This window comes from Pseudomonas sp. B21-036 (assembly GCF_024748925.1).
GTDB lineage: Bacteria > Pseudomonadota > Gammaproteobacteria > Pseudomonadales > Pseudomonadaceae > Aquipseudomonas > Aquipseudomonas palmensis.
In genome coordinates this window covers 1,440,984-1,462,328 of record NZ_CP087178.1, presented here as the reverse complement: position 1 = coordinate 1,462,328, position 21,345 = coordinate 1,440,984, and the positions used below count along the sequence as shown (strand labels likewise).

The following is a 21,345-nucleotide window of genomic DNA, read 5'->3' as shown; positions in this document are numbered from 1 at the left end:
CGTACAATGCGGGGTCATTTCAGTTAAGCAACCGACAACGGCCTACCATGCGCACCAGTCAATATTTGCTCGCCACACAGAAAGAAACCCCTTCCGACGCGGTCGTCATCAGCCACCAGCTCATGCTGCGTGCCGGCATGATCCGCAAGCTCGCATCCGGCCTTTATACCTGGCTGCCGATGGGCCTTCGCGTGATGCGCAAGGTCGAAGCCGTGGTACGCGAGGAAATGAACGCCGCAGGCGCCCTGGAAGTGCTGATGCCGGCCATTCAGCCCGCTGAACTGTGGCAGGAGTCCGGCCGCTGGGAGCAGTACGGCCCCGAGCTGCTGCGCCTGAAGGACCGTCATGGTCGCGAGTTCTGCGTGGGGCCTACCCACGAAGAGGTCATCACCGATCTCGCGCGCAACGAGCTGAGCAGCTATAAACAGCTGCCACTGAACATGTACCAGATCCAGACCAAGTTCCGCGACGAGATCCGTCCGCGCTTCGGCCTGATGCGCGGTCGCGAGTTCATCATGAAGGATGCCTACTCCTTCCATGCCGACCAGGCATCCCTGCAGCAAACCTATGACCGCATGCACCAGGCGTACTGCAATGTGTTCACCCGCCTGGGCCTGGATTTCCGCCCCGTGCAGGCCGACACCGGCTCGATCGGTGGCAGCTGGTCCCACGAATTCCACGTGCTGGCCGAGTCCGGTGAAGACGACGTGATCTTCAGCGACAGCTCCGACTACGCCGCCAACATCGAGAAGGCCGAAGCGATCCCACGGGAAACCGTGCGCCCTGCCCCCACCGAGGAGCTGCGCCTGGTCGATACCCCGGACGCGAAAACCATCGCTGCCCTGGTCGAAAACTACGGCGTGCCTATCGAGCGCACCGTCAAGACCCTGATCGTGCATGCCGCCGAAGAAGGCAAGCTGATTGCCCTGATCGTCCGCGGCGACCACGAGCTCAACGAAATCAAGGCTGCCAACCTGCCACAGGTGGCCAGCCCGCTGGTGATGGCCAGTGACGCCGAACTGCGTGACGCCATCGGCGCCGGCGCCGGTTCCCTGGGCCCGCTGAACCTGCCGCTGCCGTGCATCATCGACCGTTCCGTGGCCTTCATGAGCGACTTCGGCATCGGTGCCAACATCGACGACAAGCACTATTTCGGCGTGAACTGGGAGCGCGACCTGCCCGTACCGGAAATCGCCGACCTGCGCAACGTGGTAGCCGGCGACCCGAGCCCGGACGGCAAGGGTACGCTGATGATCAAGCGCGGCATCGAAGTCGGGCACATCTTCCAGCTGGGCACCAAGTACAGTGAAGCACTCAAGTGCCAGGTGCTGGGCGAGAACGGCAAGCCGGTGACCCTGGCCATGGGCTGCTACGGCATTGGTGTTTCGCGCGTGGTCGCCGCTGCCATCGAGCAGAACTACGACGACAAGGGCATCATCTGGAGCGATAGCCTCGCGCCATTCCAGATCGCCCTGGTACCGCTGCGCTACGAAACCGCCGAAGTGCGCGAAGCCACCGACAAGCTCTACGCCGAGCTGACAGCCGCCGGTTTCGAAGTGCTGCTGGACGACCGTGACAAGAAAACCAGCCCGGGGATCAAGTTCGCCGACATGGAACTGATCGGCATCCCGCACCGCATCGTAGTCAGCGACCGGGGCCTGGCCGAAGGCAACCTGGAATACAAGTACCGCAAGGACAGCGAGGCCCAGGCCTTGCCCGTGGCCGAGGTGCTGTCGTTCCTGCAAGCCCGTATTCGTCGCTGATAGCCAATACAAGAGTAGCCATGTTCAAGCGAATCACCTTCGGAGGCGCCGCCCTGTGCGGCGCCGTGCTGCTCAGCGGCTGCGCCAACCAGATGTCCCAGCGCAGCGAGCATGAGGAGCGGATCGAGCGCAAGCTGCTCGAGCACAGCCTGCAGATCGATGTCGGAGAGCCCAAGGTACTCGAGCTGCCGCAACGGCGCGTGCGCGTTCACGAACAGAAGAACTTCGAAGTCACCGAATTCGAAGTGACCCGTCGTTATGATCGCTACACGCCCTACCAACCCTGGCGCGAAATCTACGAGATCCCGCTGGGCGCAGTGGCCGTGGTTGCCGGTATCGGCGCCAATGTGGTCAATGTGTTCGCACTGGGCAACCTGCCCGACAGCGTGACCCATGACTGGCTCAGCTATGGCGTGGCCGGGCTCAACCCGTTCATGAACGTGCAGTCCAACGGCCGCGCACAACAGAACCTGGCCAGTATCAGCGAAGTGCAGAAAGACAAACGCCAGGAGTACACCAGCCTGCCGTGGGGCGAACGCCCGGTCGAGGTCAAGGCTGGCAAGCTCACCCACGAGCTGACCACCGACCGCAATGGTGTGTTGCGCCTGAACCTGCTCGACAGCCCGTTCACCGAACAGAACCTGACCCAGGTGGGCACCTTGCACCTGGCCGTGGCCGATGAAGAAAACAACGTGCGTGCCGACGCCAGCCTGCTGCTCAGCCCAACGCTGCGCGGCAAACTGGTCGAAGCCCATGAGCTGATCTACGACGACCTTGAAGACGACGAGGTGAGCGAGTGGGTGCACCGGGTCAAGCGCTTGTCCGAACTCGGCCTGGAAGAGGAAGCCAGCGAGCTGGAACAGAGCCTGATCGAGCTGACCCGCAATGATCCGGAGCTGCAACAGGAGTTTCTCAAGGCGCTGACCAGGGATGCCGGCCGCCTGGTGGCAGACCCCGGCGCGAAGTAGCTCCAGCACCATGAACGCCAGGCATCGACCACGATGCCTGGCGTTTCACTCGGGCGTGAACAGCTCCAGCTGAACATGCGCCCCACGCAAGTCGTGCAACCGCACGCCAATTCCCAGCAACCTGACCGGCTTGGCGCCACGCGCGAAAGCCTGGCTGAGCAGTTGCCGGTAGCTTTCAAGATCACGCCCCGCCCCCGCCTGCTCCAGGGTGGTCTGGGTGAAGTCATGGAACTTGACCTTGACGAACGGCTTGCCCGGCCGGTAACTGTCGTCGATCCGGGCCATGCGACCGCCCAGCGATTCCAGCAGTTCAGGCAGTTTTTCAAGGCAGCTGGCCAGGTCCGGCAGGTCGCTGTCGTAGGTGTTCTCGACGCTCACCGACTGGCGCCGGCTGTCGTTGTGCACCACCCGCTCGTCAATGCCGCGCGCCAGCCCGTAAAGACGCTCGCCGAAACTGCCGAACTCGCGGACCAGGGCCAGGCGGTCCCACTCGCGCAGATCCTTGCAATCGACAATGCCCAGGCGCCCCAGCTTGTCAGCCGTGACCTTGCCAACTCCATGCAGCTTGGTCACTGGCAAGCAGGCGACGAAGTCTTGCACCTGTGCCGGGGTAATCACGAACAAGCCGTTGGGTTTGCGCCAGTCACTGGCAATCTTGGCCAGGAACTTGTTGGGCGCCACCCCCGCCGATACCGTGATGTGCAGGCGCTGGGACACCCGCCGGCGAATGTCGTCGGCAATGCGCGTGGCACTGCCGGAAAACTTCGGGCTGTCGGATACGTCCAGATAGGCTTCATCCAGCGACAATGGCTCGATCAGCTCGGTGTACTCGCGGAAGATGTTGTGAATCTCCCGCGAGGCTTCCTTATAGGCATCCATGCGCGGCTTGACGATGGTCAGGTCGGGGCACAGCTTCAACGCGTGGTGCGACGACATCGCAGAGCGTACGCCAAAGGCCCGCGCTTCGTAGTTGCAGGTAGCAATCACCCCGCGCCGGTCGGCCGAGCCACCCACGGCCAGAGGCTTGCCGGCCAGCCGCGGGTCGTCGCGCATCTCGATGGCTGCGTAGAAACAGTCGCAATCGATGTGGATGATCTTGCGTTGGGACATGGATGACCGTTAACACCGTTGATTCGTACGCGCAGTATCTCACTCGTCACCACCGGCTGCACCCTGCACCCGTCACCCCGGGCAAATGCCCTGCAGCCCCCGCCTTAGCGCGCCCGCAGCCAGATCACAAACGCTAAGCAATTGAACAAAAAAGGATTTCTGGATTTTAGCGGTTGACACGTTCTGAGATATCTGTAGAATCCACTCCACAGACGCGGGATGGAGCAGTCTGGTAGCTCGTCGGGCTCATAACCCGAAGGTCGTCGGTTCAAATCCGGCTCCCGCAACCAAACATCAGAGAAGGCCACTTGAAAAAGTGGCCTTTTTTGTTGGGCGCTGTTTGGCCCATAGCAGGTTTTTGTTGTAAATCAACAATTAAGCATTGACAGCATCTCCATACGCTGTAGAATCCGCCCCACAGACGCGGGATGGAGCAGTCTGGTAGCTCGTCGGGCTCATAACCCGAAGGTCGTCGGTTCAAATCCGGCTCCCGCAACCAAACAACAGGAAAGGCCACTTTGAAAAAAGTGGCCTTTTTTGCGTCTGGCGAAAAATACCTTCCCCTCCTCTCCATGCCCTTGCGGCAGCATGAAACTTCTTTAACTATCCTGATGGGCGCGGATCGGCATGATCGCGAGTAAGATTCAGACATTATTTTTCCATAGGGATTGGTAACTTGGTCGGATACATCGTCCAGTCGCGCGCAATCCAAAAAGGTGATTGATGCGCCCACAAACGCCCGAAGCAGAAACCCCCGTTAGCGCCGCCCAGCCCATCGCCCCGCATCGCCTGCGCTGGCTGGAACTGCTCAGCCGGTATCGTCAGCCGATCGGCCTGGCGGTCACCCTGCTACTGTTCGGCATCGCCCTGATTGCCTGTCGCCATCTGCTCAGCGAGCTGGATATCTATGCCCTGCACGACTCGCTGCTGAGTGTGCCCAAGCCCGCCCTGGCCGGTGCACTGCTGGCCACGGTCGCAGGCTTTGTCATCCTGCTGGGCTATGAATGGTCAGCCAGCCGTTATGCCGGGGTCCGGCTGCCTTCAGCCACCCTGGCCATGGGCGGCTTCTGTGCATTCGCCATCGGCAACGCGATCGGGTTGTCGCTGCTGTCCGGCGGCTCGGTGCGTTACCGGTTGTACGCCCGCCACGGCATAGGCGGTGCCGAAGTGGCCCGCATGACGCTGTTTGCCAGCCTGTCGCTGGGCTGCGCGCTGCCGCCGCTGGCAGCGCTGGCCACCCTGAGCAACCTGCCCGCCGCGGCCATGGCGCTGCGCACGCCGGCCCCGGTACTGGCCGCCATCGCCGTCGCGGTACTGGGCCTGAGCATGGCCCTGGCCTACGGGCTGTACCGGCGTCGACTGCCGGAACAGCCGCTGGCCGACAACCTGCTGGTACGCATACGCCGACGCACACTGCGCCTGCCGGGCGCGCGCCTGACCTTGCTGCAGCTGCTGATCACCGCACTGGACGTGGCCGCCGCCGCCACGGTGCTGTACCTGCTGCTGCCCGAGGCTCCGCCCTTCGGTGCGTTCCTGCTGGTGTACCTGCTGGCCCTGGCTGCCGGTGTGCTCAGCCACGTGCCCGGCGGGGTCGGGGTCTTTGAGGCCATCCTGCTGGCCGCCTTCGCCGACCAGCTGGGGGCAGCGCCACTTGCCGCTGCGCTGCTGCTGTACCGCCTGATCTATGTCGTGCTGCCGCTGCTGGTGGCCTGCGTGGTCCTGCTGGCCAGCGAAGCCAAGCGCTTTCTGTTCGCGCGCCAGGCCATGAAGGTGGCCTCCGGGCTTGCCGCACCGGTACTGGCGATTCTGGTGTTCCTGTCGGGCGTGGTGCTGTTGTTCTCCGGGGCCACGCCTGAAATCGACACGCGCCTGGAGCACCTGGGTTTCCTGGTGCCGCACCGCTTGATCGATGCCTCGCACTTCGGCGCCAGCCTGATCGGCGTGCTGTGCCTGCTGCTGGCCCAGGGCCTGCGGCGGCGCCTGTCGGCAGCCTGGATACTCACCACCGTGCTGCTGCTGGTCGGCGCCCTGCTGTCGCTGCTAAAGGGCTTCGACTGGGAAGAGGCCAGCCTGCTGACGTTTACCGCCTGCCTGCTGGCAGTGTTCCGCGGTTCGTTCTACCGGCCCAGCCGACTGCTCGAGCTGCCCTTCTCGCCGGTCTACGTGGTGGCCAGTGCCTGTGTGATCGGCGCGTCGGTGTGGCTGCTGCTGTTCGCCTACCAGGACGTGCCCTACAGCCACCAGCTGTGGTGGCAGTTCACCCTGGACGCCGATGCCCCGCGCGGGCTGCGCTCATTGCTCGGTAGCGCGGTACTGCTGGTGATCGTTGCACTGACCTGGCTGCTGCGTACCGCACGCCCGACCATCCACCTGCCTACAGGTGACGAGCTGCAACGGGCCAACCGCATCCTGCAGAGCTCCGACCAGCCCGATGGCGGCCTGGCGCTGACCGGCGACAAGGCGTTGCTGTTCCACCCTCAGGATGACGCCTTCCTGATGTACGCCCGCCGCGGGCGCAGCCTGGTGGCGCTGTACGACCCGATCGGCCCGGCCCAGCGCCGCGCCGAGATGATCTGGCAGTTTCGCGACCTGTGCGATATCCACCACGCTCGACCGGTGTTCTACCAGGTGCGTGCCGAGAACCTGCCCTTCTACATGGACATCGGCCTGACCGCGATCAAGCTGGGCGAAGAGGCCCGCGTGGACCTGCTGCGCTTCGACCTCGACGCCAAGGGCAAGGAGATGAAAGACCTGCGCTATACCTGGAACCGCGGCGGGCGCGACGGCCTGAGCCTGGAGATCCACGAGCCCGGGCAAGCCCCGCTCGAGGAACTGAAGGTGATTTCCGATGCCTGGCTCGAAGGCAAGAACGTGCGCGAAAAAGGCTTTTCGCTGGGCCGCTTCAGCGCAGAGTACCTGCAGCACTTCCGCATCGCGCTGATTCGCTTCCAGGGCCAGCCGGTGGCCTTTGCCAACCTGCTCGAAACCCACAGCCGCGAGCTGGCCAGCCTGGACCTGATGCGCGCGCACCCGCAAGCACCAAAGCTGACCATGGAGTTTCTGATGATCGGCCTGATCCAACACTACAAGACGCATGGATATGCGCGCTTCAGCCTCGGCATGGTGCCGTTGTCCGGGCTGCAGCCGCGTCGCGGCGCACCTCTGACCCAGCGCCTGGGCTCGATGGTGTTCCAGCGCGGCGAGCAACTGTACAACTTCCAGGGCCTGCGCCGCTTCAAAGACAAGTTCCAGCCTGACTGGGAACCCCGTTACATGGCCGTACCCGCCGGGCTCGATCCCCTGGTGGCCCTGGCCGATACCGCCGCCCTGATTGCAGGCGGCCTGACCGGATTGGTGAAACGCTGATGATTCGACGCTACTGGCTTCATGTACTGGCCGCCCTGGTGCTGGCCCTGCTCGCGGCGGCCCTGGGCTTCTGGCTGTGGGCCCGCCCTGCCCCGCAACCGCACCTTGAACATTTGACCCTGGCCGATGGCAGCAGCCTGGTGCGGGTTACCCCAAGCACGCGAGGCAAGGACCTGGTGGCCGTGGCCGTGCCGCAGGACCAGGCCCTGAGCGACAAGCAACTGATCGACCTGAGCCAGAGTGCCCGCGCCCAGCTGGTACAGGTGATCCTGCCGCCGAGCGACTGCAACCTGCAGCAGCAGGCGCTGCAGCAGGCCTTGCAACAGTTGCAGGGCACGCCGACGCTGGTTGCCGGCATCGGCCCGGGAGCCGGGCTGGCCTGGAGCTGGCTGGCCGGGCAGACCAACGACAAGGCCCAGGCCATCTCCGTGGGGTTCAGCATCGAGCAGCCCGGCTGCAGCGCCGCGCTGCCCAAGTCGGCCGCCCATGGTCACTGGAACGTGGCCTGGAACGACAACCCGGATGACGCCAGTGCCGCCTTCGTGCGCGACCAGGCCAATGCACAGACCAGCATCAGCGATTACGACATCCACCTGCCCCAGGTGCTCAAGGCCCAACTGACCCAGGCCCTGCTGGGCGTGGATGGCAATGCACTGAGCATTCCGGTGGTGGAAGTGCCGGCCGGCCAGACCACCGACACCGTGACGCTGTTCCTGTCCGGCGATGGCGGCTGGCGCGACCTTGACCGCGACGTGGCGGGCGAGATGGCCAAGCTGGGCTACCCGGTGGTGGGCATCGATACCCTGCGCTACTACTGGCAGCACAAGACACCGGAGCAGAGCGCAGTCGACCTGTCCGAGCTGATGCAGCACTACCGCCAGAAGTGGGGCACCAAACGCTTCGTACTGACCGGCTATTCATTCGGTGCCGACGTGCTGCCGGCGATCTACAACCGCTTGCCACCCGAAGACCAGAAGCGCATCGATGCGGTGATTCTGCTGGCGTTCGCGCGCAGTGGCAGTTTCGAGATCGAGGTCGAGGGCTGGCTGGGCAATGCCGGCAAGGAGGCGCCAACCGGGCCTGAGATGGCCAGGATGCCGCCGAGCAAGGTGCTGTGCATCTATGGTGAAGAAGAGGCCGATGAAAGCGGCTGCACAGACCATACCGCCGTGGGTGAGCGCGTGAAGCTGCCCGGCGGGCACCACTTCGACGAAAACTACCCGGCCCTGGCCAAACGCCTGATCAGCGAGATCGAAACGCGCCAGGGAAAGTCCAGCGTCGCTGAACAGTAGAAGCCTCGCCGGCAAGGCCGGCTCCTGCAACGGATCGCATCCTGCAGGAGCCGCCTTGGCGGCGAAAGGTCCCGCTAGATCTCCACCTGCGTACCCAGCTCGATCACCCGGTTCAATGGCAGGTTGAAGAACCTCAGGTTGCCGTTGGCATTCTTCAGCAGGAAGGCAAACAGCACCCCACGCCAGCGCGACATGCCCACCAGCTTGGATGCGATCACCGTCTCGCGGCTGAGGAAGTAGGTGGTGCGCATGGGGCTGAAATCCAGCTCGTCCAGGTGACACAGCTTCAACGCCGCCGGCACGTCCGGCTCGTCCATGAAGCCGAAATGCAGGATCACCCGGTAGAACCCCTCGCCATACCCCTCCACCTCGAAACGCCGCTGTGGCGGTACCCGCGGTGAATCCTCGTTGACCACGGTGAGCAACACCACCTGGCGGTGCAGCACCTGGTTGTGCAGCATGTTGTGCAGCAGCGCATGGGGCACCGCGTCCGAACGCGCGGTCAGAAACACCGCCGTACCTTCCACACGGTGCGGCGGCTGCACGCGGATGCTGGCGATGAACACCGGCAATGGCAACGCGCCCTCATCCAGGCGCTCCACCAGGATCTGCTTGCCGCGCTTCCAGGTGGTCATCAGGATGAACAGCGCAATCCCTGCCAGCACCGGAAATGCCCCACCCTGCAGCACCTTGGGCACGTTGGCGGCAAAGAACAGCCCGTCGACGAACAGAAAGCCCAGCAGTACCGGTACCGCCAGCAGCGGTGGCCACTTCCACAGCAGCAACATCACCGCCGACACCAGGATGGTGGTGATCAGCATGGTCCCGGTTACCGCAACGCCATAGGCCGACGCCAGCGCGCCGGAGGACTCGAAGCCCAGCACCAGCAGGATCACCCCGACCATCAGCGACCAGTTGACCGCCCCGATGTAGATCTGCCCCTGCTCGTCGCTGGAGGTGTGCTGGATCTGCATGCGCGGCACATAACCAAGCTGGATGGCCTGGCGGGTGAGGGAGAAGGCCCCGGAAATCACCGCCTGGGAAGCGATCACGGTGGCCAGGGTGGCCAGCCCGACCAGCGGCACCAGCGCCCAGCCGGGGGCCAGCAGGTAGAACGGGTTGCGTGCCGCTTCGGGGTTCTCCAGCAGCAATGCGCCCTGACCGAAATAGTTGAGCACCAGCGCCGGCAGCACCAGCGCGAACCAGGCCCGCGCGATCGGCTTGCGGCCAAAATGCCCCATGTCGGCGTACAAGGCCTCGGCCCCGGTCAGCGCCAGCACCACGGCGCCCAGAATCGCCACGCCCATGCCGGGGTGGACGATGAAGAAGCGCACGGCCCAGATCGGGTTGAGCGCCTGCAGCACTTCGGGGCGCTGGACGATGCCGTGCACGCCCAGGGCCGCCAGCACCACGAACCAGGCCACCATCACCGGCCCGAACAGAATGCCGATGCGCGCGGTACCGTGCTTCTGGATCAGGAACAGCGCCACCAGCACGACCAGCGCCACCGGTATCACCCAGTGATCGATGCCATCGAACGCCAGTTGCATGCCTTCGACCGCCGACAGCACCGAAATCGCCGGGGTGATCATGCTGTCGCCATAGAACAGCGCCGCACCGAACAAGCCGAACACCACCAGCAGCGCACGCAGCCTGGGATAAGGTGCAGCCGCTCGTCGGGCCAGCGCGGTCAGGGCCATGATGCCACCCTCCCCCTGGTTGTCCGCGCGCAGGATGAACAGCACGTACTTGATCGACACCACCCAGATCAGCGACCACAGGATCAACGCCAGGATGCCCAGCACACCATCATGGTTGACCGGCACCCCGTAGCCGCCGGAGAAGACTTCCTTGAGGGTATACAAGGGGCTGGTACCGATATCGCCGTATACCACCCCGACTGCCGCCACCAGCAGGCTCAGCGGCTTTGCCGCCGTATGCCCGGCATTGGCCTGACTGCTTGCCTGAACCATCAACCACTCCCGCAACCAAGACCCAGAGGCCGGCGAAATTCGCGCCAGGCGCTATCATTTTTGCAACCCGTCGCAGCGTGCCGAACGCAGCGCTGAACGACGCGGGAGCGATGGCGCGAAGCATAGCGCAGCGTTCGTCGCATTTCTGCTAGTCAAGCGCGTTGTGCCTCGCTAGAATTGCGCACTTTTTGATCAGAGGCGCCCCAAAGCGCCCGTCAGGGCTGCCACCTTCGCGTGCCAAGCAGCCCCTCTACACCGAGGTTAACCATGTCCACCACCGCCACGCCCACCACGCCAAAGGTCGGCTTCGTTTCCCTGGGTTGCCCCAAAGCCCTGGTCGATTCCGAGCGCATCCTGACCCAGCTGCGCATGGAAGGCTATGAAGTCGTGCCCACCTACGAGGATGCCGACGTGGTGGTGGTCAACACCTGTGGCTTCATCGACTCGGCCAAGGCCGAATCGCTGGAAGTGATCGGCGAGGCCATCAAGGAAAACGGCAAGGTCATCGTTACCGGCTGCATGGGTGTCGACGCCAACAACATTCGCGACGTGCACCCCAGCGTGTTGTCGGTGTCCGGGCCGCAGCAGTACGAGCAGGTAGTCAACGCCGTGCACGAAGTGGTGCCACCACGTCAGGACCACAATCCGCTGATCGATCTGGTGCCGCCCCAGGGTGTCAAGCTGACCCCGCGTCACTACGCCTACCTGAAGATTTCCGAAGGCTGCAACCACACCTGCAGCTTCTGCATCATTCCGTCGATGCGTGGCAAGCTGGTCAGCCGCCCGGTGGGCGAGGTGCTGAGCGAGGCCGAGCGCCTGGTCAAGGCCGGCGTCAAGGAGCTGCTGGTGATCTCCCAGGACACCAGCGCCTACGGCGTCGACGTCAAGTACAAGACCGACTTCTGGAACGGCCGGCCGGTCAAGACGCGCATGCTCGAGCTGTGCGAAGCGCTCAGCAGCCTGGGCGTGTGGGTGCGCCTGCACTATGTGTACCCGTACCCGAACGTCGATGACGTGATCCCGCTGATGGCCGCCGGCAAGCTGCTGCCGTACCTGGACATCCCGTTCCAGCACGCCAGCCCCAAGGTGCTCAAGTCGATGAAGCGCCCTGCCTTCGAAGACAAGACCCTGGCACGCATCAAGAAATGGCGCGAACAGTGCCCGGAGCTGATCATCCGCTCCACCTTCATCGTCGGCTTCCCCGGCGAGACCGAGGAAGACTTCCAGTACCTGCTCGACTGGCTCACCGAAGCTCAGCTCGACCGCGTCGGCTGCTTCCAGTACTCGCCCGTCGAAGGCGCACCGGCCAACGACCTGGACCTGCCCGTGGTTCCTGATGACGTCAAGCAGGACCGCTGGGATCGCTTCATGGCCCACCAGCAGGCCATCAGCAGCGCACGCCTGCAACTGCGCATCGGCAAGCGCATCGAAGTGCTGATCGACGAAGTGGAGGAGCAGGGCTCGGTGGGCCGCAGCTTCTTCGACGCCCCGGAGATCGACGGCAATGTGTTCATCGACGGCGACCACGGCTTCAAGCCGGGGGACAAGGTCTGGTGCGTCGTCACCGATGCCGACGAATACGACCTGTGGGCCGAGCCTGTCTGACGCTTTGCGGCCTGGAAAAGCCCTGCCATCATGGCGGGGCTTTTTATTGGACTATCGTGTCCAGTACGGACACCCCAGGAGACCCTGCGATGCGCGCGCATTCCACCGTGCAAACCCCTAGCCCCCACGACTACCCTCGCCTGCTGCAGGTATGGGAAGCCTCGGTACGTGCCACCCACGATTTTCTCCCCGAAAGCTACATCGTGCTGCTGCGTGAACTGGTGCCCAAGTACCTGGATGCAGTGATGCTGATCTGCTGCAAGGACAGCCAGCAACGCATCACCGGCTTTGCCGGTGTAGCGGCCGGGCGTGTCGAAATGCTGTTCGTCGACCCGCAGTATCGCGGTCAGGGCATCGGCAAGCAGTTGCTGCGGCATGCCATCAATGAGCTGAACGCCGATGAGCTCGACGTCAACGAGCAGAATCCCCAGGCCATCGGCTTCTATGCCAGCCAAGGCTTCGAAGTCATCGGGCGCTCGGAAAAGGACGGCATGGGCAAACCCTACCCCCTGCTTCACCTCAGGCTAGGTCGTACACAGTCTGCGAGCACGGGCTGAAGGACGCTGTAAGGCCGATCCGAAAATCATCCCCTCACGGCATTAATAGCCGCCCGGCACGAATGTAGCCGGGCCTTCGCTCGCCCGGGCGGTTACAATGGGCGCCTTTCCCTGTGCCACGGCCGCCGTCATGTCTGAACCCATTCGTCTTTCCAAACGCCTTATCGAACTGGTCGGCTGCTCCCGACGGGAGGCCGAACTCTATATCGAAGGCGGTTGGGTGACCGTTGACGGCAACGTCGTCGACGAGCCACAGCTCAAGGTCGACGGCCAGGTCGTCGCCCTGCTGCCGGGCGCCAAGGCCGAAGCCCTGGAACCGGTAACCCTGCTGCTGCACCAGGCCGCCGACCAGGACAGCGAAAGCGCTCGCCTGAGCATGACCCCGGCCACCTTGTCCGAGGCCCACGCCGAAGGGCATCGCCCGCTCAAGGGCCACTTTGCCCGGCTGACCTGCGTCGCCGAGCTGCAACAGGGCGCCAGCGGCCTGCAGGTGTACAGCCAGGACTGGCGTGCCGTGCGCAAGGTCACCTCGGACCTGGCCAAGCTGGAGCAGGAGTATGTGGTCGAGGTCAGCGGCGAGATGGTTGCCCATGGCCTCGAACGCCTTAACCGCGGTTTCACCTGGAAGGGCCAGGAACTGCCCCGCATCAAGGCCAGCTGGCAGAACGAGACGCACCTGCGCATGGTGCTGAAAAACCCGGCGCCGGGGCTGATCGAGCTGCTGTGCCGCAGTGTCGGTGTCAGCGTGGTCAGCATGCGCCGTATCCGCCTGGGCGGCGTGGCCATGAGCAAGCTGCCGCTGGGCCAGTGGCGCTACCTATCCAGCAAAGAAAAATTCTAGGCCTCGCCACTCGGGCGTTGCCACTTGATCAGGATTGTCCAATGATTCACAACGATGTGCTGCGCAGCCTGCGCTACATGCTGGATATCAGCGATGCCAAATTGGCAGAGATCACCCGCATCAACGGTTTTGACGTCAGCGATGCCGACATTGCCAGCTACCTGAAAAAAGACGAGGAAGAAGGCTTCGTGCGCTGCCCGGACGAGGTCATCGCGCATTTTCTCGATGGCCTGGTGGTGTTCAAGCGTGGTCGTGACGAGAGCCGCCCGCCTCTGCCGGTCGAACTGCCGGTCACCAACAACATCATCCTGAAAAAACTGCGGGTGGCCTTCGAGCTAAAGGAAGACGACCTGCATGCCATTCTCAAGGCGGCGGATTTTTCGGTATCCAAGCCTGAACTCAGCGCCCTGTTCCGCAAGGTCGGCAACAGCAACTACCGCCCCTGTGGCGACCAGTTGCTGCGCAACTTCCTCAAGGGCCTGACCCTGCGAGTGCGTGGCTGATTCGATCATGGCCTACAGTGTCGAGCCGGTCGGCTACGTGCGCTCCTGCTTCAAGGAGAAATTCGCCATCCCGCGCCAGCCGCAGCTGGCTCCGGCTGCGCGCGGGGTGCTGGAGCTGGTATCGCCTTTCGATCAGGGGGAAGCGGTTGCCGGGCTAGAGCAGGTCAGCCACGTGTGGCTGCTGTTCCTGTTTCATCAGGCCCTGGAAGAGAAGCCGCGCCTGAAGGTGCGCCCGCCGCGCCTGGGCGGCAACACGTCGATGGGCGTGTTCGCCACCCGCGCCACCCACCGGCCAAACGGCATCGGGCAATCGGTGGTGAAGCTGGAGGGCGTCGAGGCCGGGCGACTGCTGCTGTCGGGCATCGACCTGCTGGACGGCACGCCGGTCATCGATATCAAGCCCTATGTACCCTATGCCGACAGCGTAGCCGGGGCGGTCAATCACATGGCCAGCGCCCCGCCTGCGCCGATCACGGTGCAATGGAGCAACTCGGCACTGCAGCAGGCCCATGCGCATGCGCTGCGTCTCGCAGAGCCATTGGTAGAGCTGATAGAACAATGCCTGGCACAGGATCCACGCCCGGCCTATCAGGTGCCCCCGGTCGAGCGCGTGTACGGGGTGAGGTTCTGGGATGTGCAGGTACGCTGGCACTACCCTCAGCTGGATACGATCCGGGTGCTGGAGGTGGTGCGCGAGGCGTAGGGCCGGCGCCCGCAAGGTCCCAGGAACGCCGCGCCGGCGAATGCCGCACCACAAATCCAGGGCAAAAAAAAACGCAGACCAAGGTCTGCGTTTTTTATTGGTACTGCCTGCTTACTTCTCGACGAACGCACGCTCGATCAGATAGTCACCTGGCTCGCGCATGCGTGCGGAGACTTTCAGGCCGAAGCTGTTCAGGACTTCGCTGGTTTCATCCAGCATGCTCGGGCTACCGCAGATCATCGCACGATCGTCCTGCGGGTTGATCGGCGGCAGGCCGATGTCGCTGAACAGTTTGCCGCTGCGCATCAGGTCAGTCAGGCGACCCTGATTCTCGAACGGCTCGCGGGTGACGGTGGGGTAGTAGATCAGTTTTTCACGCAGCGCCTCGCCGAAGAACTCGTTCTGCGGCAGGTGCTCGGTGATGAACTCGCGATAGGCCACTTCGTTGACGTAGCGCACACCGTGGACCAGGATCACTTTCTCGAAGCGCTCGTAGGTTTCCGGGTCCTGGATGACGCTCATGAACGGTGCCAGGCCAGTGCCGGTGCTCAGCAGGTACAGGTGCTTGCCCGGGTTCAGGTCATCCAGCACCAGGGTGCCGGTAGGCTTCTTGCTGATGATGATCTCGTCGCCTTCCTTCAGGTGCTGCAACTGCGAGGTCAGCGGGCCGTCCGGCACCTTGATGCTAAAGAACTCCAGATGCTCTTCCCAGTTAGGGCTGGCGATCGAATAGGCGCGCATGAGCGGGCGGCCGTTAGGCTGTTGCAGGCCGATCATCACGAACTGACCGTTCTCGAAGCGCAGGCCCGGGTCGCGGGTGCACTTGAAGCTGAACAGGGTGTCGTTCCAGTGATGAACACTGAGGACACGTTCGTGGTTCATGTTGCTCATGTACGGGGGCTCCTGAAAAATAACGCAGCGCTGACCGTGAGCGCGATTGCGCGATAGTTTAGTGCGAGCGACAATATCTGTTAAATGAATTATCAAGATATGTCTTATCGGTTATATAGATATGCGATTTACACTGCGTCAACTTCAGGTCTTCGTGGCCGTCGCGCAACACCAGAGCGTCTCCCGTGCGGCCGGGATACTGGCGCTGTCGCAGTCGGCTGCGAGCACCTCCATCACCGAGCTTGAACGGCAATCCAGCTGTCAGCTGTTCGATCGTGCCGGCAAGCGCCTGAGCCTCAATGCACTGGGGCACCAGTTGCTGCCCCAGGCCGTGGCCCTGCTCGACCAGGCCAAGGAAATCGAGGACCTGCTCAACGGCAAGTCCGGCTTCGGCTCTCTGGCAGTGGGCGCCACACTGACCATCGGCAACTACCTGGCCACCTTGCTGATCGGCAGCTTCATGCAGGTTCACCCGGAAAGCCAGGTCAAACTGCATGTACAGAACACCGCCCATATCGTGCATCAGGTCGCGCACTATGAAATTGATCTGGGTCTTATAGAAGGCGATTGCAACCACCCCGACCTGGAGGTTCAGCCCTGGGTCGAGGACGAACTGGTGGTGTTCTGCGCGCCGCAGCACCCCTTGGCGCTCAAGGGTCGCGCCAGCCTTGAGGAACTGACCCATGAAGCCTGGATTCTGCGCGAGCAGGGTTCAGGCACGCGCCTGACCTTTGACCAGGCGATGCGCCACCATCGCTCGACACTCAACATCCGCCTGGAACTGGAACATACCGAAGCGATCAAGCGCGCGGTGGAATCAGGGCTCGGGATCGGCTGCATTTCACGTCTGGCGCTGCGCGATGCGTTTCGTCGCGGCAGCCTGGTGGCGGTGGAAACCCCCGACCTGGACCTGGCGCGGCAGTTCTACTTCATCTGGCACAAGCAGAAGTACCAGACCTCGGCGATGCGCGAGTTTCTGGAGTTGTGCCGCAACTTTACCGCCGGGGTACGACGCAGCGACGAAATCGTGCTGCCGCACATTGCCTAGAGCAGAATCACCGCCCACACCACCGCCACGATGCTCAACGCCACGAACTGGGCAGCACTGCCCATGTCCTTGGCGTTCTTGGACAACGGGTGGCGGTCCAGGGAAATACGATCGATCGCGGCTTCCACGGCAGAGTTGAGCAGCTCGACGATCAGCCCCAGCAGGCACACCGCGATCAGGATCGCGCGTTCGGCACGGCTTACATCCAGCCAGAAGGCGACCGGGATCAGCACCACGTTGAGCAGCACCAACTGACGAAACGCCGCTTCGCCGGTAAAGGCGGCGCGCAGGCCGTCGAACGAATAGCCGGCGGCGTTGAACACTCGTTTAAGGCCGGTCTGGCCCTTGAAAGGCGACATAGAAAGCCACTTGAACCCAATGAGGAGCGATGCAGGCTAGTGCACGCCGAGTCAAAAAAGCGTGAAGGCCAGTGGCCTTAACTCGTTGAAACCGATTCCAATTGTTGCAGCAACAACGCGGCCTGGGTGCGCGTACGCACGCCCAGCTTGCGGAAGATCGCGGTGACGTGGGCCTTGATGGTGGCCTCCGACACGCTCAGCTCATAGGCAATCTGCTTGTTCAGCAGACCTTCGCACACCATGGTCAACACGCGGAATTGCTGTGGGGTAAGGCTGGCCAGGCCCTCGCTGGCGGCCTTGGCTTCAGCGGACACATCGATCTTCTCGAAGGCTTGCGGCGGCCACCAGACATCGCCATCGAGCACTTTCTTGACCGCGTCCTGAATCTGCTCCAGCGGGCTGGATTTTGGGATAAAGCCACTGGCACCGAATTCTCGGGACTTTACCACCACGGCCGCCTCTTCCTGGGCCGAGACCATCACCACCGGGATTTGCGGATACTGACCGCGCAGCAGCACCAGCCCCGAGAAACCATAGGCACCGGGCATGTTCAGGTCCAGCAGCACCAGGTCCCAGTCGTTTTTCTCGGCCAGGCGGGTTTCCAGTTCGGCGATGCTTGCCACCTCAACCAGTCGAACGTCCGGACCAAGGCCCAGGGTAACGGCCTGGCGCAGCGCACTGCGAAACAGCGGGTGGTCATCGGCAATCAGGATTTCGTATGTGGCCATCGATCTAATGATCCTGTTCTGTGCAGGCGCAGCCAGCGTGGGGGCGCCTGGCGGGGCAGCTCAAGGGCATCGGGCGGCAGTGCCGGAAGCCAAAAAGGCACGTCGGGGCCAGGAAAACAGCATTCAAGCCTTCGTCGTGCCCGAATCGGCGCCAAGGATGCCGAGCCCGGACCGGGTGGTCAAGTTCAAAGCCCGGTGGTTGTCTCGTAGCCCATGGCGCCAGTGCACACATTATGAAGCAAAGTGGCGTACTTGCCCCTTGAACTATAGGAAGGGCCGCAGTTTTTGGTGCACGGCATCGTCTTCATCCAGCACAAGCCTGTTCTTGGCGCCCAGATAATGGGTGCTGAATACGTCCAGATAGGCATCCAGTGCCTGCGAGGCCTGCTGGTCATCGGCCAGTTCCAGACACATGGCTGCCACTTCAGCGGTACAGAAATGGTCGTCGCGCCGCGAGCGGCGCAATGTGTAGCGCGAGATCTGTTCAGGCTGCAGATTGAGCACCGGGAACCGTTCCAGGTACGGGCTTTTGCGAAACATCTTGCGGGCTTCGGGCCACGTGGCATCCAGCAGAATGAACAGCGGGCGCTTGCCCGACGCTGGGGCGACGCTGCTGACCACTCGCTCCGGCGCCACGAATTCACCCGGGAAAACGATGTAGGGCTGCCACTGTGGATCATCGAGCAGCGCCTGCAACTGTGCATCCACCGCCTTGCGTTCCCAGGCAAACGCCGTGGTGTCACCGATCACGTCGGCAATCAGCCAGCCCGTGTTCGTAGGCTTGAGTGGTTCGGTGTCATGCATGAGCAGGCAAATGCCCGAGTGCGCCTGCACCCGCGGGCGCCAGGCACACAGACAGTATTCGGGGATTACCCGGCAGCCGGGACAGCGTGGCGCACGCGAGCCGCGCGCGACGAAGGGTTTGACACTGCGCGCCAGGCGCTCGGCGCGCAGGCGCGAGACGGCATGGCTCATGACAGGGCGCAACGGTGGCAATGGGGATGGCAATAAAGGCAGGGCACGACGCAGGCTCAGCGAGACTAAAACCCCGGCAGTTTACCAGAGCCCGCCTCCACTGGCCGTATTTGCCGTGCAGCGTTGCGCGCTACTCCCTTATAATCTCCAGCCTGTACAGACCTGCCAGTACTGCCATCGCGCCTGTGACGGAACACTGCGCGCAATGACCGGTCAAATCGCCAGTTATCGAACCAGGAGAGATTCATGCTGCGTTTCATTGCCCCATCCTTGAGCCTGTTGCTTGCCCTGCCGTTGGGCGCGCATGCCGTCTCCAAGCAAGAGTACGCCCTGAACCAGAAGCTTCAAGAAGTCGCCAAGGAAAGCAGCGTGGGTACCCCTCGGGCAATCAACGAAGACATCCTCGATCAGGGCTACACTGTCGAAGGCAACCAGTTGATCAACCACCTCAGCGTTCGCGCCGGCCATGCACAAAAAATGCAGCAAAACCCGGAAGTCATGCGCGGCCAACTGGGAGACAGCGTGTGCCGTAACACCGGCTTTCGCCAGTTGATGGACCGCGGTGCCGTGCTGACCTACCGTTTCACCGAGTACAAGACCAACCGCCCGGTGATCGACCAGTCGTTCAACAAGGCCAGTTGCGTTTCCGGGCAGAAGAAGAAGTAACCAGCGTCCTCTGTTGCGCCGCTGCTCGCCATCGGCGCGCAGCTCAGCGATCAAGGCCTGAATGTGACGCGTACTCTACGCACGGTCACTACAGGCCTTGTCACTTCAGGCCCCGGTTGTTGGCCTGTACTGCGCAGTTCGGGCCCGGCTTGTCCGCCCGGCTCCCACCTGAACATCACGCACAGCCCATTGCCTGCCGCGTCCTCGCGAGCCCACGATCGACACCGGCATAACCCTGCGACAAGGTCTAGATTTATAGCCAGGACCTTTCACTTTGCGGACAAGCAGAGGGGCCTGACCGATGTGCGGCCAGGCCGAAGGTTTTGCTGCAAAAGGAGAAGTTGAATGCCGTACCAGACCAACGAATTGCTAGCCAACCATTTCAAGAACAATGCAATCGACCTGACCCACCTCGAACAACAGCTCAACCTGGTCGCCCCCAACAGCCCCAACCTGCCACTGTACCGGGACATGATGCTGACCGTGTTGCGCATGGCGCACGATGACAGCGACCGCTGGAGCGCCAAGATCACCCTGCAGGCACTGCGTGAACTCGACCACGCCTTCCGTGTGCTGCACCAGTACAAGGGGCGACGCAAGGTCACCGTGTTCGGCTCGGCACGCACCCCGGTCGAACACCCCATGTATGCCCTGGCCCGCGAGCTGGGTGCGACCCTGGCGCGCTCGGACCTGATGGTGATCACCGGGGCCGGGGGCGGCATCATGGCTGCGGCTCACGAAGGCGCAGGCGTCGACAACTGCCTGGGCTTCAACATCACCCTGCCCTTCGAGCAGCACGCCAATGCCACGGTGGATGGAACGGACAAGTTGCTGCCGTTCCACTTCTTTTTCATTCGCAAGCTGTTCTTCGTCAAGGAAGCTGACGCGCTGGTACTGTGCCCGGGCGGTTTCGGCACCCTGGACGAGGCCCTGGAAGTGCTGACCCTGATCCAGACCGGCAAGAGTCCGCTGGTGCCGGTGGTACTGCTCGACTCACCGGGGGGGACCTTCTGGCAGGATGCACTGGACTTCATTACCCGCCAGCTGGAAGGCAATCGCTACATCCTGCCGAACGATCTGAAGCTGGTGCGCCTGGTGAACAACGCCGACGATGCGGTAGCGGAAATCAACCAGTTCTACAGCAACTACCACTCCAGCCGCTGGCTGAAGAACCAGTTCGTGATTCGCACACACCACCCGCTCAGCGAAGCGGCCCTGCTCGACATCCAGCAGTCCTTCGCCGACCTGCGCCTGAGTGGCGACTTCCATCAGCACGCCTATGCAGGCGAGGAGCATGACGAGGCACAGTTCAGCCACTTGTCACGCCTGGCTTTTGCCTTCAATGGACGCGATCAGGGCCGCCTGCGCGAGCTGGTGGACTTCATCAACCGCTCGGAAAACTGGGCAAAGCCTCAGCACAATGAAGCCCCGCAACGGGCACGTGAACCCCTCAAGGTCACCTGAACAGCCACACCGTGAACATGCCTGGCCTACCCCCTTTCGGGGTCGGCCATCGCTCAATCGTCCAGGCTGCGACCACTCAGCACACGACCGACCATCTCCATGGAAAAACCACGGTAGACCAGAAAACGGGTTTGCTGTGCGCGACTGCGCGGATCGGAGGGCAGTTGCCCGGAAAACTTGCGTTGCCATACATCGATCAGCAGGCTTTGCCAGTCGATGCCGCACTCACGCAAGGCCTGTTCGATATCACTACGCTGCAAACCGCGCTGACTGAGCTCTTCACGGATACGCGCAGGGCCATAGCCCGAACGGGAGCGGTAACTGATGAAACTTTCGAGATAGCGCGCTTCGCTGAGCAGGCCCTCTTCCGTCAGACGGTCGAGTTCCTGGTCGATCAATTCGAGCTCAGCGCCGCGCTGACGCAACTTGCGCGTCAGCTCGACACGACCATGCTCGCGTCGCGCGAGCAGGTCCATAGCTGTCCGCCTTACGGCGACGGGGGTATCGAGTACGACGGACATGGTCTATCTGCA

At 62.8% G+C, this 21,345-nt stretch carries 19 protein-coding genes and 2 tRNA genes; 14 read left to right on the top strand and 7 right to left on the bottom strand.

The genetic code is table 11. The features are described 5' to 3' along the window. Positions 1–47: 47 nt before the first annotated feature. Both LOY33_RS06545 and LOY33_RS06540 read left to right on the top strand, forming a co-directional pair. Positions 48–1,763: a proline--tRNA ligase gene (locus tag LOY33_RS06545; RefSeq protein WP_043864252.1), complete on the top strand. Its 1,716-nt coding sequence runs from the start codon at positions 48–50 to the stop codon at positions 1,761–1,763. A gap of 20 nt (positions 1,764–1,783) precedes the next feature. Next, entirely contained in the window at positions 1,784–2,731 is a 948-nt protein-coding gene (locus LOY33_RS06540) for a lipoprotein (protein WP_043864253.1), read from the top strand. A gap of 45 nt (positions 2,732–2,776) precedes the next feature. Here the strand turns inward: LOY33_RS06540 and dinB are convergent, their stop codons facing one another. Continuing rightward, positions 2,777–3,841: a DNA polymerase IV gene (dinB, locus tag LOY33_RS06535; protein ID WP_043864254.1), complete on the bottom strand. Its 1,065-nt coding sequence runs from the start codon at positions 3,839–3,841 to the stop codon at positions 2,777–2,779. 213 nt (positions 3,842–4,054) lie between these two features. On the opposite strand from dinB, the gene LOY33_RS06530 reads away from it, so the two are divergent. The 4 genes from LOY33_RS06530 (at position 4,055) to LOY33_RS06515 (ending at position 8,499) form a co-directional block, all read left to right on the top strand. Further along, positions 4,055–4,131 (top strand) — tRNA-Met (locus LOY33_RS06530). A gap of 132 nt (positions 4,132–4,263) precedes the next feature. Then, a tRNA-Met gene (locus LOY33_RS06525) sits at positions 4,264–4,340 on the top strand. A 224-nt stretch (positions 4,341–4,564) separates the two neighbouring features. After that, positions 4,565–7,207 (top strand): bifunctional lysylphosphatidylglycerol flippase/synthetase MprF, encoded by a 2,643-nt coding sequence (gene mprF, locus LOY33_RS06520; protein ID WP_043864255.1) that lies wholly within the window; start codon positions 4,565–4,567, stop codon positions 7,205–7,207. Continuing rightward, entirely contained in the window at positions 7,207–8,499 is a 1,293-nt protein-coding gene (locus tag LOY33_RS06515) for a virulence factor family protein (RefSeq protein WP_043864256.1), read from the top strand. Before mprF ends, LOY33_RS06515 begins: the two co-directional genes overlap by 1 nt. Before the next feature lie 74 nt (positions 8,500–8,573). Here LOY33_RS06515 and LOY33_RS06510 read toward each other — a convergent pair whose 3' ends face one another. Further along, positions 8,574–10,472 (bottom strand): potassium transporter Kup, encoded by a 1,899-nt coding sequence (locus LOY33_RS06510; protein ID WP_043864257.1) that lies wholly within the window; start codon positions 10,470–10,472, stop codon positions 8,574–8,576. A 267-nt stretch (positions 10,473–10,739) separates the two neighbouring features. Here LOY33_RS06510 and rimO point away from each other — a divergent pair, with 267 nt between their 5' ends. The 5 genes from rimO to tsaA all read left to right on the top strand — a co-directional run bounded on the left by rimO (position 10,740) and on the right by tsaA (position 14,681). After that, a complete protein-coding gene (rimO, locus tag LOY33_RS06505) occupies positions 10,740–12,077 on the top strand; it encodes a 30S ribosomal protein S12 methylthiotransferase RimO (protein WP_058541505.1) in 1,338 nt (445 codons plus the stop codon). 89 nt (positions 12,078–12,166) lie between these two features. After that, a complete protein-coding gene (locus LOY33_RS06500; protein WP_054914976.1) occupies positions 12,167–12,634 on the top strand; it encodes an acetyltransferase in 468 nt (155 codons plus the stop codon). Positions 12,635–12,764: 130 nt separating this feature from the next. After that, the gene (locus LOY33_RS06495; RefSeq protein WP_258662321.1) at positions 12,765–13,475 is read left to right on the top strand and encodes an rRNA pseudouridine synthase; all 711 of its coding nucleotides are present in this window, start codon (positions 12,765–12,767) and stop codon (positions 13,473–13,475) included. Between the two features lie 41 nt (positions 13,476–13,516). Beyond that, positions 13,517–13,978 (top strand): DUF1456 family protein, encoded by a 462-nt coding sequence (locus tag LOY33_RS06490; RefSeq protein WP_043864260.1) that lies wholly within the window; start codon positions 13,517–13,519, stop codon positions 13,976–13,978. 7 nt (positions 13,979–13,985) lie between these two features. After that, a complete protein-coding gene (gene tsaA, locus LOY33_RS06485) occupies positions 13,986–14,681 on the top strand; it encodes a tRNA (N6-threonylcarbamoyladenosine(37)-N6)-methyltransferase TrmO (RefSeq protein ID WP_258662867.1) in 696 nt (231 codons plus the stop codon). A gap of 111 nt (positions 14,682–14,792) precedes the next feature. Here the strand turns inward: tsaA and fpr are convergent, their stop codons facing one another. Beyond that, positions 14,793–15,572 carry a ferredoxin-NADP reductase gene (fpr, locus tag LOY33_RS06480; protein WP_043864261.1) on the bottom strand — a complete coding sequence of 260 codons (780 nt, stop codon included), beginning with the start codon at positions 15,570–15,572 and terminating at the stop codon, positions 14,793–14,795. 121 nt (positions 15,573–15,693) lie between these two features. Here fpr and LOY33_RS06475 point away from each other — a divergent pair, with 121 nt between their 5' ends. Further along, entirely contained in the window at positions 15,694–16,620 is a 927-nt protein-coding gene (locus LOY33_RS06475; protein ID WP_043864262.1) for a LysR family transcriptional regulator, read from the top strand. Here the strand turns inward: LOY33_RS06475 and LOY33_RS06470 are convergent. From LOY33_RS06470 to LOY33_RS06460, 3 genes are all read right to left on the bottom strand, one after another. Continuing rightward, positions 16,617–16,979 carry a diacylglycerol kinase gene (locus tag LOY33_RS06470; RefSeq protein ID WP_054914977.1) on the bottom strand — a complete coding sequence of 121 codons (363 nt, stop codon included), beginning with the start codon at positions 16,977–16,979 and terminating at the stop codon, positions 16,617–16,619. The two genes, LOY33_RS06475 and LOY33_RS06470, sit on opposite strands and share 4 nt — an antisense overlap. A gap of 77 nt (positions 16,980–17,056) precedes the next feature. Next, positions 17,057–17,707: a response regulator transcription factor ErdR gene (erdR, locus tag LOY33_RS06465; protein WP_043864264.1), complete on the bottom strand. Its 651-nt coding sequence runs from the start codon at positions 17,705–17,707 to the stop codon at positions 17,057–17,059. A gap of 264 nt (positions 17,708–17,971) precedes the next feature. Further along, positions 17,972–18,682, bottom strand: a complete 711-nt coding sequence (locus LOY33_RS06460; protein ID WP_043864265.1) for a tRNA-uridine aminocarboxypropyltransferase — start codon at positions 18,680–18,682, stop codon at positions 17,972–17,974. Positions 18,683–18,928: 246 nt separating this feature from the next. Here LOY33_RS06460 and LOY33_RS06455 point away from each other — a divergent pair, with 246 nt between their 5' ends. Together LOY33_RS06455 and LOY33_RS06450 are read left to right on the top strand one after the other, a co-directional pair. Next, positions 18,929–19,348 (top strand): quorum-sensing-regulated virulence factor family protein, encoded by a 420-nt coding sequence (locus LOY33_RS06455; protein ID WP_043864266.1) that lies wholly within the window; start codon positions 18,929–18,931, stop codon positions 19,346–19,348. Between the two features lie 345 nt (positions 19,349–19,693). Next, positions 19,694–20,812: an LOG family protein gene (locus LOY33_RS06450; protein WP_043864267.1), complete on the top strand. Its 1,119-nt coding sequence runs from the start codon at positions 19,694–19,696 to the stop codon at positions 20,810–20,812. Between the two features lie 53 nt (positions 20,813–20,865). On the opposite strand, the gene recX is transcribed toward LOY33_RS06450, so the two are convergent. Next, complete coding sequence (gene recX / locus LOY33_RS06445; RefSeq protein WP_043864268.1) at positions 20,866–21,333, bottom strand: recombination regulator RecX; 468 nt, start codon at positions 21,331–21,333, stop codon at positions 20,866–20,868. Between the last annotated feature and the right edge of the window lie 12 nt (positions 21,334–21,345).